The organism is Pseudomonas sp. RG1, assembly GCF_025910115.1.
In the GTDB taxonomy this organism is placed as follows: Bacteria; Pseudomonadota; Gammaproteobacteria; order Pseudomonadales; family Pseudomonadaceae; genus Aquipseudomonas; species Aquipseudomonas atacamensis.
Map to the genome: position 1 here is coordinate 96,725 of NZ_JAPCIK010000015.1, position 11,418 is coordinate 108,142.

Here is an 11,418-nt window from a genome sequence, read left to right on the forward strand (position 1 = left end):
ATGACATCGATGTGGCGTACGTGCGGTTGGGTGTTGCTGGGGAGTGCGCTGATCCTGGCGTTGTCATTGGGCGTGCGTCACGGGTTCGGCTTGTTCCTGTCGCCAATGAGCGCGCAGTTCGGCTGGGGTCGCGAAGTGTTTGCCTTCGCCATAGCCCTGCAAAACCTGATCTGGGGCCTGGCGCAGCCGTTCACCGGCGCGCTGGCTGACCGCTTCGGCGCGGCGAAAGTGGTACTGGTCGGTGGGATCCTCTACGCGGCGGGCCTGGTGTGCATGGGCCTGTCTGATTCGGCGGTGACTCTGTCACTCAGTGCCGGTCTGCTGATCGGTATCGGTCTTTCGGGCACTTCGTTTTCGGTCATTCTTGGTGTTGTGGGTCGCGCTGTGCCGCCAGAGAAACGCAGCATGGGCATGGGTATCGCCAGCGCCGCCGGTTCGTTCGGCCAGTTCGCCATGTTGCCGGGCACGCTCGGTTTGATCGGCTGGCTCGGCTGGTCGGCCGCATTGCTGGTGCTAGGCCTGTTGGTGGCGATGATCGTGCCGCTGGTGAGCATGCTTAAGGACAAGCCGCTGCCGGTGCTTGGCCATGAACAGACTCTTTCCGAAGCGCTGCGTGAGGCCTGCTCGCACTCCGGTTTCTGGCTGCTGGCGTTCGGCTTTTTTGTCTGCGGTTTTCAAGTGGTGTTCATCGGTGTGCACTTGCCAGCGTATCTGGTCGATCAGCATCTGCCCGCCAGTGTCGGCACCACGGTGCTGGCATTGATCGGGCTGTTTAATATCTTCGGCACTTACACCGCTGGTTGGCTCGGTGGCCGTATGTCCAAACCGCGGCTGTTGACTGCGCTGTATCTGTTGCGCGCAGTGGTGATCGTGCTGTTCCTGTGGTTGCCGGTGACGACCACGTCGGCATATCTGTTCGGCATGGCCATGGGCTTCCTGTGGCTGTCGACGGTGCCGTTGACCAACGGTACGGTGGCGACCTTGTTCGGCGTGCGCAATTTGTCCATGCTCGGTGGCATTGTCTTTCTGTTCCATCAGCTCGGCTCGTTCCTTGGTGGCTGGCTGGGCGGGGTGGTGTACGACCGTACCGGGAGTTATGACTTGATCTGGCAAGTGGCGGTTCTCTTGAGCCTGCTCGCGGCGGCGCTGAACTGGCCGGTGCGCGAGCGTCCGGTGGCGCGCCTGCAAGCTGCGGCGAGTGCAGCATGAGCCGGATCTGCGCGCGGGTCGTTGTTGCCGCACTGGCTGCGGCGCTGTTGGCGCTGGTGTGGTGGGGCTGGCAGCGCGGCGGTCTGGCGCTGATGCAGTTGGGCATGAGTATTTGCTAGATGGCAGCGTGGCGAGTAACGTCGAAGCCTGATGACTGCCCAAGGAAATTCGACATGTTGATGCGCTGGTGTGCTGTTCCCGCGTTGCTGATGGCGTTGACTGGCCTGGCCCAGGCCGCCGATTGTCCTGAGCTGCTGCAAGGCTCGCTGCCCAAGCTGCGCGCCAAGGAATCCATCGATCTGTGCAAGCAGTACGCCGACAAACCGCTGGTGGTGGTCAATACCGCCAGCTTCTGCGGTTTCGCCCCGCAGTTCGAAGGTCTTGAGGCGCTCAACAAGCGCTATAAGGATCAGGGGCTGGAAATGCTCGGCGTGCCGTCGAATGACTTCAAGCAGGAGTCCAAGGACAGCGCGGAAACCGCCAAGGTCTGTTACGCCAACTATGGCGTGACGTTCAACATGACCGAGCCGCAGAAGGTTCGCGGCGATGACGCCACGCACCTGTTTCAGGTATTGGCCGCGCAGAGCAATGCGCCGAAGTGGAATTTCTACAAGTACGTAGTCGACCGGCAGGGCAAGGTGGTGGCGAGTTTTTCCAGTTTGACCAAACCGGATGATCCCGAGTTTATTGCGGCGATCGAGAAGGCCATTGCCTCCAAACAGCTGACTCACTGACCCATGTTTTTCCCTGTGGGAGCGAGCCTGCTCGCGAAGCGGTGTGTCAGCCAGCAAATCTACATCTGACATACCGCCTTCGCGAGCAGGCTCGCTCCCACAAGGGTGATTTAGTCGTTCCAGTGAAAAGTTGCAGACATGAAAAAGCCCCGCCTCTGCGAAGAGAGCGGGGCTTTTTGGTGGGCGAGGGGTTAGCCTCGCCACGGTGCATCAGAAGCGGTATGTCGCGCCGACACCGAAGCCGTTTGCCGAGTTTTCATACTTGGCATCGTAAGTCTGGCCACGCGCGTTTTCGTTGCGGATGTTGACCGACTCTTCTTTCAGGTACGAGTACGCGACGTCGATGGTCAGGTCGTCGGTCGGGCTCCAGCCGGCACCGATACTGAAGATGGTGCGGTCGCCAGTCGGGATACGCGGCGAGCGGTCTTCGTTATTGGTTGGCGACTGGTCGAAGGTCAGACCGGTACGCAGGACCCATTCCTTGTTCAACTGGTACGAGGTACCCACGGCGTACGCCCAGGAGTCATGCCAGTTCTGGTCTTCGTTGATCGAACCGAACTGACCGGCCAGCAGAGGCTGTACGCCGGAGTTCTTCACGGTGATCTTGTCCAGCTGGCTCCAGCGGGTCCAGGTGGTACCGGCGTAGACATTCCAGCGATCGTTGATTGCCTGGGTGACCGACAGGTCCACGGATTCCGGCGTGGTGATCTTCAGCGAAGCGTCGTACTTCTGGTTGGCGCCAACGCCCACCAGCGCCAGAGCGTTGTAGTTGACCTTGGTGTCGCCTTCGAGCTTGTAGTCGACCTTGGAGTGGTAGGTCAGGCCGACACGGGTGGTGTCGGTGGCCTGGACCAGCAAGCCGACGTTGTAGCCCAGCGCGGTGTCGTCACCCTTGATCTTGACCTTGCCGTCCGGCAGTGCCTGGGTGATCGACAGGTTGGATTCCAGCGAGCCGTCGATGCGGTTGATGGTCGGGCCGAAACCGATCGACACCTTGTCGTTGAAGGCGTAGCTGACGGTTGGCTGGAAAGTGATGACTTGTACTTCGGACTTGCTGCCGAAGTAACGACCGGCGAAGCCGTTTTCGTAATCCGTGATCAGACCGAACGGTACGTACACACCGAGACCGAATGCCCAGTGGTCATCGATCGGTTTTACATAGAAGCCCATAGGTACAGCGGTGAAGGGCACCATGTCGCCTTTGTTGCTACCGCCGTTAGGGCTGGAGCTGGCGTTGCTGATATCGGTGTGTGCATCGACGACGGCGACACCGCCGGTGACTTGTTCGCGCTTGATGCGCGCCATGCCGGCCGGGTTGCCATAAACAGTGCTTGCGTCGTCGGCAGAAGAAGATCGCCCGGCAAAACCAGTCCCCATCCCACTGATGCTTTGTTCGTTGAGGGCAAAACCTGCCGCGAAGATTTGTGTGGAGGCAAGGGTAACGGCGAGGCTAAGGGTGGTTTTGAGCATGACTTTTTTCATTATTAGAACTCCTGGTGATCACCGGGGCGAAAATTACCAACATTTTCGTCCCAGCGCTATAGCCTGTATGCCTTGAGTTAGAGCGGTTTTGTAGGACAATCCGACCAAAATGGCGGCCTGATGCAAGAACTTGTGAAACCGCCCGGTCAGCAAGCGACCTGATTCAGCGGTGAAACACAGGTTTGCCAGGCATAGGTGAAGTCGCGCAAACGGCCTTGCGGTTGAAAGGTCTGGCGCCAGATACGCGCCATGCCGAGCAGGTCGGTCGGAGCGGGGAGGGTGGGGTGTTGTTCTTCTATCAGCAGCCAGGCGATGGCCGTGGCGTAACGCAGGTTGACGGTCAGTTCCAGATGCGGGCCGCTGAGGAACGCATGCTGACTGGCCAGGCCGCGCACCAGGCTGGCGCGCTCCGGATCGAGCGCCAGATAATCATCCCAGAGGGCCTGATGGCGATGTTCGGCAATCCGGTAGAGGCCGTGGCCACGGCGGTCATGCAGGGCAGACCCGAGGGCGGACTGGCTGGCGGCGATACCCAGCAGCAGGGATTCGGCAGTTGCGCAGTGGCGTCCCAGATAAATCAGTGTGGGACGGATCACATAGCGGCACAGTTCGCTGGCAGCGATACCCATAACACCCTCGGTTCTTGTCGTTGAGGGCGAGTCCTGAAGGGGCCTTGGCAGCAGTGGATCGACTCAGGCTCGCCGCAAGCGGGTCAAGCCGCTTGAGTTGAAGTGTAGTGTCATATTCAGCGTGTAAAGGCCTGTTTTTAAAATATTTCCGCCATCGCATCTCGGGCGTTAGATCGGAACATGCTTAGAAGCGTTGCGCTAAAAGTGAAATATCAGGCAATAAAAAGCCCCGCTTTTCAGCAGGGCTTTGCTTTTGCAGCCTGTCCGGCTTTCAGGCAACCAGTGCCTGACGGGTACGCTCGATCACGGCCTGCAGCGGTTCGGCGCTGGAGTATTGATCGGGGTACAAACGCTCGCTGTGACGAGCGATGCCGTGTTCATTGACCACGGTGAAGCTGAAGCAGCCTTTGCGAGCGGCCATGATCAGGCAGTTCATTGGAGCAAAAGCGTTGGTTAGGGTGCGAATGGCATCCTGAGTCTGGATTTGAGTAGACATAGTTATTAGGTGTTCCTACAAATGACACGGTTAAGAACCGTGCAACGTTAAAACGTTCCAGTAACGTTGATCACCATTGATCGAACGAAGAACCCGACTGGAACAAAGCAGCCAGTTTGAAGCGCTGATAAATGTGCGCGCTTGGGCTGGCAGGTAGGTACTTAGGAGGACAGGCATCACAGCGAGGGCAAAGGTTCTGGGCCCGGGGTGAAGATCCTGATCAATTTGCAGGTTGGTTCGGTCAGAGTAAGTGTTCTTCGCAACGCCCTTTGTTTTCGTTCAAAGGCAGCGTCGTCGCAAGATTTACCTGGAAACCATCGAGGGGTCGTTCCCGCTTTTTTCGGCAGTGTCTTCCTGTTGGAAGTTGACCGTGGGGAGATGTTCGACCGGAATTGACTTTCAGCTTGGTACTAACGCCGCGGATAGTAACGGATCCGTTCGGGCGAAGCAAACCCCATGACCCAAAAAAGGATCACAGGGTAAGGTCGTGTCGCACCGTCCGTCGGCGTGCATCCTTTTCGCAGAGCCTTTCGGTCGCTCGCAGCTGCGCAAAATGACCCGAAAAAGCGCACGCATATAACCGGCTCACAGGTACTTGTGCACATTAGTTGCGCAGAGCGTAACGCAACTGTCACATCGATCCTGACTCCAGTCGCTGCCTGTATCAAAAGTTTAAGTCAATGAAAAATATCGTCTTTTTTTGTTGGTGAAAAAATCGTCAGTTTGACTGCGAGCCCCATTCCATAAGGCTTTGCGGGGATCACAGAGCGGTTGTCCACTGACTTATCCACAGCTTCTGTGGATTGTCCCTAGCGCTTGCTCTAGCACGGGCGTGCCGGGTTTTTTTCGACTTTACCTGTAAGAAAAAGAGAGTAAAGTGGCGCGCCTTCCGATCTGTCCCGCAGTGCTTTATGAAGTTTCGCTCAGTATCAGACTCTGTTACCTCCAATCCGACCTCTGTTACCGCTCCCAAGCGTTTTTCCGTGCGTGTGGCCGAATGGCTGCTCGATGCGCCGCGCCTGAGCGACAGTCCCAGCGCCAAGCACCTGGCCGGCCGTCTGCTCAAGCAACCGGCCCGAGAAGGCGTGGTCGCCGCACAAAGCCGCCTCGGCCAATTGATTTGCCGGGAGTGCGGCAATGCCCGTGACCGGCGTATCGGTCAGGAGTTGCTGCGTCAGGCCGCCCGTGCCGGTGACCGTCGCGCGCAGCAGGAACTCGGTCTGATCGAAGACTGAGCTGTCCAAGCCCTGACACCTTGGTTAACCTTCAGGCTTTATCCGATTGGCAGGAGTCGCTATGGCTATGGACTTGACCAGCGTATTGCTCGGTCTTGCGGCGGCAGGGTTGCCGCTGTTGGCGCTGGCCTGGCAACTGCAACGCCGGGCCAGCAATGCCCAGGCCGATCTGGCCTTGCTCGAAGAGCGCCTGGCCATGGCGCAACTGGCCCAGGACGGCCTCACCGCGCAGCTTGAAGCGAGTCGCGATGAGATCGCCGACCTCGGCCAGGCCAACGCCGCCAAACAGGCAGACCTCGCCGCGCTGCGCCGCGAAGTTGAATTGCTCCAGATCGAGCGCGACGACGCCCGCGACGCCTCCCACGCCTGGAACCTCGAACGCGCCAACAAGGACGCTGAGTTACGCCGCCTCGACGCCCACGCTGCCTCTCTGAGTGCCGAACTGCGAGAGCAACAGGAGAGCCATCAACAACGTCTCAACGACCTGCACGGCTCACGCGATGAACTGCGCGCGCAATTCGCCGAGCTGGCCGGCAAGATCTTCGATGAGCGTGAGCAGCGCTTTGCCGAAACCAGCCAGCAGCGGCTCGGGCAGTTGCTTGATCCGTTGAAAGAGCGCATCCAGTCCTTTGAAAAACGCGTTGAAGAAAGCTATCAGGCCGAAGCCCGCGAGCGCTTCTCGCTGGCCAAGGAGCTGGAGCGTTTGCAGGCGTTGAACCTGCGTCTGAGCGACGAAGCGACCAATCTGACTCGCGCGCTCAAGGGCCAGAAAACCCAGGGCAATTGGGGCGAACTGATCCTCGAGCGCGTTCTTGAGCACGCGGGTCTGGAGAAGGGCCGCGAGTATCAGACTCAGGTCAATCTCAAAGGCCCGGACGGTGAGCGCTTCCAGCCCGATGTGATCATTTATCTGCCCGGCGACAAGCAGGTGGTGGTCGACTCGAAAGTCAGTCTCACGGCCTATCAACAATATGTTGCGGCTGATGACGACACGTTGGGGCAGATCGCGATCAAGCAGCACGTGTTGTCGCTGCGCAATCATGTGAAAGGTCTGGCCGGCAAGGATTACAAGCGTCTGGAAGGCCTGCACAGCCTCGATTTCGTCTTGCTGTTTGTGCCGATCGAAGCGGCATTTTCTGCTGCATTGCAGGCTGAGCCGTCGCTGTTTCAGGACGCCTTCGACCGCAATATCGTGATCGTCAGCCCGACTACGCTGCTGGCCACGTTGCGGGTGATCGACAGTCTGTGGAAGCAGGAGCGGCAGAGCCAGAACGCCCGGGAAATCGCCGAGCGCGCGGGCTGGCTATACGACAAGTTCGTGTTGTTTATTCAGGATCTGGACGAAGTGGGCAATCGTCTGCAGCAACTGGACAAGGCTTACAGCTCAGCGCGCAACAAGCTGACAGAGGGGCGCGGTAATCTGGTCAGCCGCAGTGAGCAGTTGAAGTTGCTCGGTGCGCGGGCGAGCAAGAGCTTGCCGGCGGATTTGCTGGAGCGGGCGATGACGGATGTTGATGGGTTGGTTGAGTTGCCTGAGTAAATTCAAAGGCTCGTTTTTTTCTGGCTGATTGGGGGCATATCCGTTGCTGCGGTCGTGGCGGCTGGCGGTTTCGCCTGACGGCGACTTACTTTTTTACAAGCGCCAAAAAAAAGTAAGCAAAAAACGCTAGCTCCTGCGTTCGGCCCTCGCAGGCTCGGGTCCCTTCGCTGCGGGACTGATCCGGGCGCAGCGGCTCCGGTTTGCTTCGCTGCACCTCCTTCCGCTGTGTCTGGCTGCGCCAGACGGTCGCTGCGCTCCCACGCCCGGATCAATCCCTCCGCTCAGCCTTCCGACGTCGCCGGTGAATCAAGATCAAAAGCACTCGAGCTTGCGCTCATTGTTGAGTGGGGCGGCTGCGCCGCAGGCAGCTTCGCTGCTTTGCTTTTCTGTGGGAGCGAGCCTGCTCGCGAAGGCGTCTGCAAGATCACTCTCTACAACGGCAAAAACCGACTCAAAAGCGCCCGCAACGCCGCCGGCTTCACCGGTTTGGCCAGGTAATCCAGGCCCGCCGCATGCACTTGCGCCACGGTCTCCGGGCGTCCATCCGCGCTGATGACCACGCCGGGCACGGGCTCGCCCAGGCGCGTGCGCAACCAGGCCATCAGCTCTGTGCCGGTGTCGCCGTGGTCGAGGTGATAGTCGACCAGCGCCAGTTGTGGCCGCACACCTTCATTCAATATCGCTGCGCATTCTTCGCGATTGCGCGCCGTCCACACTTGGCAGCCCCAGCGGCTCAACAGGCTGTTCATGCCGATCAGGATGCTGTCTTCGTTATCGATGCACAGTACCTGCGCGCCGCTGAGCAGTTTTCCGTTCAGTTCCACCGTGGCGCTGACTGGAGGCGTTTGCGTGCGGGCGATTGGCACTGTCACGCTGAACACACTGCCGCGCCCCGGCCAGGAGCGAACGCGCAGGGTGTGCCCGAGCACGCGGCACAAGCCATCGGCGATCGCCAGTCCCAGGCCCAGGCCTTTTTCGGCGCGGGTCTGGTGGCTGTCGAGGCGTTTGAACTCTTCGAAAATCACTTGCTGCTTGTCTTCCGGAATGCCCGGGCCGCGATCCCAGACTTCCAGACATAACTCACCACCGCGCCGACGCACGCCCAGCAGCACCGGGCCTTTGGCGTAGCGGAACGCGTTGGTGAGGAAGTTCTGCAGAATCCGCCGCAGCAGTTTGATGTCGCTGTCGATGCGCAACTGGCTGCCACGCACCCGGAACGTCAGTTTTTGCTCCTGGGCCAACGCTTTGAATTCTGCGCCTAGGGTGTCGAACAGTTCGTTGACGGCGAAGGCTTTGCGATCCGGGTTGATCTTGCCGTTTTCCAGGCGCGAGATGTCCAGCAGATCGCTGATCAGGTCTTCCGCCGAACGCAGCGAGGTGTCGAGGTGTTGCACCAGCTGCTGCGCCTCTGCGCTCAAGCCTTCGTTCTGGTGGGAGAGGGCGGCGGAGAACAGTCGCGCGGCGTTCAGCGGTTGCATCAAGTCGTGGCTGACGGCGGCGAGGAAGCGGGTTTTCGACTGGTTGGCCGCCTCGGCATTGCCCTTGGCTTCGGTGAGCGCGACGTTGAGTTGCGACAGTTCCTGGGTGCGCTCGCTGACCCGTTGTTCCAGCCCTTCGTTGGCCTCGGTCAGTGCCTGTTCGGCTTCGCGGAACGCGGTAATGTCGGTGAAACTCATGACGAAGCCGCCGCCGGGCATCGGGTTGCCGATCAGCTCGATCACCCGGCCATTGGGGAACAGCCGCTCGGAGGTATGCGCGCGGCCCTGACGCATCCAGTGCAAGCGTCGTGCAACGTGCACTTCCGCTTCGCCGGGGCCGCACAAACCGCGTTCGGCGTTGTAGCGAATGATGTCGGCGATCGGGCGGCCGACGCTGATCAGGCCGTCGGGGTAGTTGAACAGCTCCAGATAACGCCGGTTCCACGCCACCAGTTTCAGCGACTGGTCGACCACGCTGATGCCCTGGGTGATGTTCTCGATCGCGCCTTGCAGCAGCGCGCGGTTGAATTGCAGCACTTCCGAGGCTTCGTCAGCGATTCGGACTACGTCCTCCAACTGCATTTCCCGACCTTCGATGGCGGCCTTTACTACGGCGCGCGTCGAAGAAGCGCCGAGGACACCAGCCAGCAAGCGTTCGGTGTGGGCAATCCATTCGCTGTCGGCGTTCTGGTTGGGGTTGAAGCCCTTGCCCTGACGGTAGGCGAAGCGAATGAAGCTCTGCCGCGCGCGTTCTTCGCCGACAAAACGCGCCGCCAGTTGCAGCAGATCGTCGATCTGCACCGCCAGCATCGAGCGAGCATTAGGTCGCGCGCTGATTTCCTGGCCGATGAAACGCCCGGCCTGCCAGTGCTCGGAAACCCGCGTGCGCGAGAGCACCGAGACCCAAGCGAACAGGGTGAAATTACCCGCCAGCGACAGCACCACGCCTTGGGTCAGCGGCGTAATCGGCAGGTTCAGTGGATTGCTGTGCAGCCACGCCAACCCGGGGAAACTCGCCAGCGACCAGCTGAGACTGTGCGCGGCAATCGGCAACACCAGTGTGTAGAACCAGAGGAAGGTGCCGGTGGCGAGACCGGCGAACACGCCGCGACGGTTAGCCTGTTTCCAGTACAGTGCGCCGAGCATCGCCGGCGCCAGCTGCGTCACCGCGGCGAAGGCGATCTGGCCGATGGTCGCCAGGCTCGCGGTCGAGCCAAGCAAGCGATAACTGACGTAGGCCAGCAGCAGAATCACCACGATGCTGACGCGGCGCACCGACAGCATCCACTGGCGGAACACCTCGAACGGGCGCTCGGCGTTGTTGCGGCGCAACAGCCACGGCAGCAGCATGTCGTTGGAGACCATGGTCGACAGTGCGACGCTGGCGACAATCACCATGCCGGTCGCTGCCGATGCGCCGCCGATAAACGCCAGCATCGCCAGCGCCGGATGGGCCTGGGCCAGCGGCAGGCTGATCACGAACGAGTCGGGCAGTACATCGCTGGGCAGCATCATCTGACCGGCAAGGGCGATCGGGACTACAAACAATGCGGCCAACGCCAGATAGGCGGGGAAGACCCATTTCGCCAGACGCAGATCCTGCGGGTCGATGTTCTCCACCACGGTGACGTGAAATTGCCGGGGCAGGCAGATGATCGCCATCATCGCCACGCCGGTCTGCACCACCATCGATGGCCAGTTGATGGTTTCCTTCCAATACGCCTCAAGGCGCGGGGCGAGCATCGCCTGATTGAACAGGTCGTCGAAACCGTCATACAGGCCGTACGTGACGAAGGCGCCGACGGCGAGAAAGGCGAACAGCTTGACCAGCGATTCAAAGGCAATCGCCAGCACCATGCCACGGTGGTGTTCGGTGGCGTCGAGGTTGCGCGTACCGAAGACGATGGTGAACAACGCCAGCACCAGCGACACGATCAGCGCCGTGTCTTGAGCGCGGGTGCCCATGGCATCGGCGCCGGCGCCGATCAACAGGTTCACGCCGAGGACAATGCCTTTGAGTTGCAGGGCAATATAGGGCAGCACGCCGACCAGACAGATCAGCGCCACAACCACCGCCAGCGATTGCGATTTGCCGTAGCGCGCGGCGATGAAGTCGGCGATGGAGGTGATGTTCTCCTGTTTGCTGATCATCACCATTTTCTGCAGGACCCACGGCGCGCCGACCAGCAGCAGGATCGGCCCGAGGTAGATCGGCAGGAATGACCACAGTTGTTCCGCCGCCTGACCGACCGCGCCGAAGAACGTCCAACTGGTGCAGTAAACCGCCAGTGACAGGCTGTACACCCAGGCGCGCACCCGTGGCGGCAACGGCGTGCTGCGACGGTCGCCGTAGAAGGCGATTGCGAACATGATGGCCATGTAGGCCAGGGCAACGACGGCGATCAGCCCGGTGGACAACGACATGCAGCACTCCCGACAAATGACTCCCCGGCACTCCTGCCCGGGCGGACAGTCTCGCACGCGCGCGGCGGTTAGTCAGTGTCGACCAAGGTCGTGGCGTGGCGGGGTGTCGCAGGCGGGGTACCGGGTGGTTTTTGTGGTGACCGGGCGGGCCTCTTCGCGAGCAGGCTCGCGCCCCCACGTGGCCTCCCTCA

9 protein-coding genes are annotated in these 11,418 nt (G+C 60.4%); 5 read left to right on the top strand and 4 right to left on the bottom strand.

Annotated elements, in window-relative coordinates; translation table 11 throughout:
• The 3 genes from OK411_RS09435 to OK411_RS09445 are packed head-to-tail and all read left to right on the top strand — an operon-like array spanning position 1 to position 1,943.
• Positions 1–1,209 (top strand): MFS transporter, encoded by a 1,209-nt coding sequence (locus tag OK411_RS09435; RefSeq protein WP_024012177.1) that lies wholly within the window; start codon positions 1–3, stop codon positions 1,207–1,209.
• Positions 1,206–1,328 (top strand): hypothetical protein, encoded by a 123-nt coding sequence (locus OK411_RS09440; RefSeq protein ID WP_016773715.1) that lies wholly within the window; start codon positions 1,206–1,208, stop codon positions 1,326–1,328. The genes OK411_RS09435 and OK411_RS09440 overlap by 4 nt, the downstream gene beginning before the upstream one ends.
• 54 nt (positions 1,329–1,382) lie before the next feature.
• Entirely contained in the window at positions 1,383–1,943 is a 561-nt protein-coding gene (locus OK411_RS09445) for a glutathione peroxidase (RefSeq protein ID WP_217879568.1), read from the top strand.
• 210 nt (positions 1,944–2,153) lie between these two features.
• Here OK411_RS09445 and OK411_RS09450 read toward each other — a convergent pair whose 3' ends face one another.
• The 3 genes from OK411_RS09450 to OK411_RS09460 form a co-directional block, all read right to left on the bottom strand.
• The gene (locus tag OK411_RS09450) at positions 2,154–3,425 is read right to left on the bottom strand and encodes an OmpP1/FadL family transporter (RefSeq protein ID WP_016773717.1); all 1,272 of its coding nucleotides are present in this window, start codon (positions 3,423–3,425) and stop codon (positions 2,154–2,156) included.
• A gap of 146 nt (positions 3,426–3,571) precedes the next feature.
• On the bottom strand, positions 3,572–4,054 hold the full coding sequence (locus OK411_RS09455) for a hypothetical protein (RefSeq protein WP_122505975.1): 483 nt from the start codon (positions 4,052–4,054) through the stop codon (positions 3,572–3,574).
• A 271-nt stretch (positions 4,055–4,325) separates the two neighbouring features.
• Positions 4,326–4,550 (bottom strand): hypothetical protein, encoded by a 225-nt coding sequence (locus tag OK411_RS09460; protein ID WP_016773719.1) that lies wholly within the window; start codon positions 4,548–4,550, stop codon positions 4,326–4,328.
• Between the two features lie 911 nt (positions 4,551–5,461).
• On the opposite strand from OK411_RS09460, the gene OK411_RS09465 reads away from it, so the two are divergent.
• Together OK411_RS09465 and rmuC are read left to right on the top strand one after the other, a co-directional pair.
• On the top strand, positions 5,462–5,785 hold the full coding sequence (locus OK411_RS09465; RefSeq protein WP_024012181.1) for a hypothetical protein: 324 nt from the start codon (positions 5,462–5,464) through the stop codon (positions 5,783–5,785).
• Between the two features lie 175 nt (positions 5,786–5,960).
• Positions 5,961–7,325: a DNA recombination protein RmuC gene (rmuC, locus tag OK411_RS09470; protein WP_264364774.1), complete on the top strand. Its 1,365-nt coding sequence runs from the start codon at positions 5,961–5,963 to the stop codon at positions 7,323–7,325.
• A gap of 431 nt (positions 7,326–7,756) precedes the next feature.
• On the opposite strand, the gene OK411_RS09475 is transcribed toward rmuC, so the two are convergent.
• Positions 7,757–11,227, bottom strand: coding sequence for a PAS domain-containing hybrid sensor histidine kinase/response regulator (locus tag OK411_RS09475; RefSeq protein ID WP_264364773.1), 3,471 nt, complete (start codon positions 11,225–11,227; stop codon positions 7,757–7,759).
• Positions 11,228–11,418 lie beyond the last annotated feature (191 nt).

Coding starts and splice junctions, on each gene's coding strand:
- OK411_RS09465 (WP_024012181.1), top strand. CDS start 5,462: ATGAAGTTTCGCTCAGTATCAGACTCTGTTACCTCCAATCCGACCTCT.
- OK411_RS09450 (WP_016773717.1), bottom strand. CDS start 3,425: ATGAAAAAAGTCATGCTCAAAACCACCCTTAGCCTCGCCGTTACCCTT.
- OK411_RS09440 (WP_016773715.1), top strand. CDS start 1,206: ATGAGCCGGATCTGCGCGCGGGTCGTTGTTGCCGCACTGGCTGCGGCG.
- OK411_RS09460 (WP_016773719.1), bottom strand. CDS start 4,550: ATGTCTACTCAAATCCAGACTCAGGATGCCATTCGCACCCTAACCAAC.
- OK411_RS09475 (WP_264364773.1), bottom strand. CDS start 11,227: ATGTCGTTGTCCACCGGGCTGATCGCCGTCGTTGCCCTGGCCTACATG.
- OK411_RS09455 (WP_122505975.1), bottom strand. CDS start 4,054: ATGGGTATCGCTGCCAGCGAACTGTGCCGCTATGTGATCCGTCCCACA.
- OK411_RS09435 (WP_024012177.1), top strand. CDS start 1: ATGACATCGATGTGGCGTACGTGCGGTTGGGTGTTGCTGGGGAGTGCG.
- OK411_RS09445 (WP_217879568.1), top strand. CDS start 1,383: ATGTTGATGCGCTGGTGTGCTGTTCCCGCGTTGCTGATGGCGTTGACT.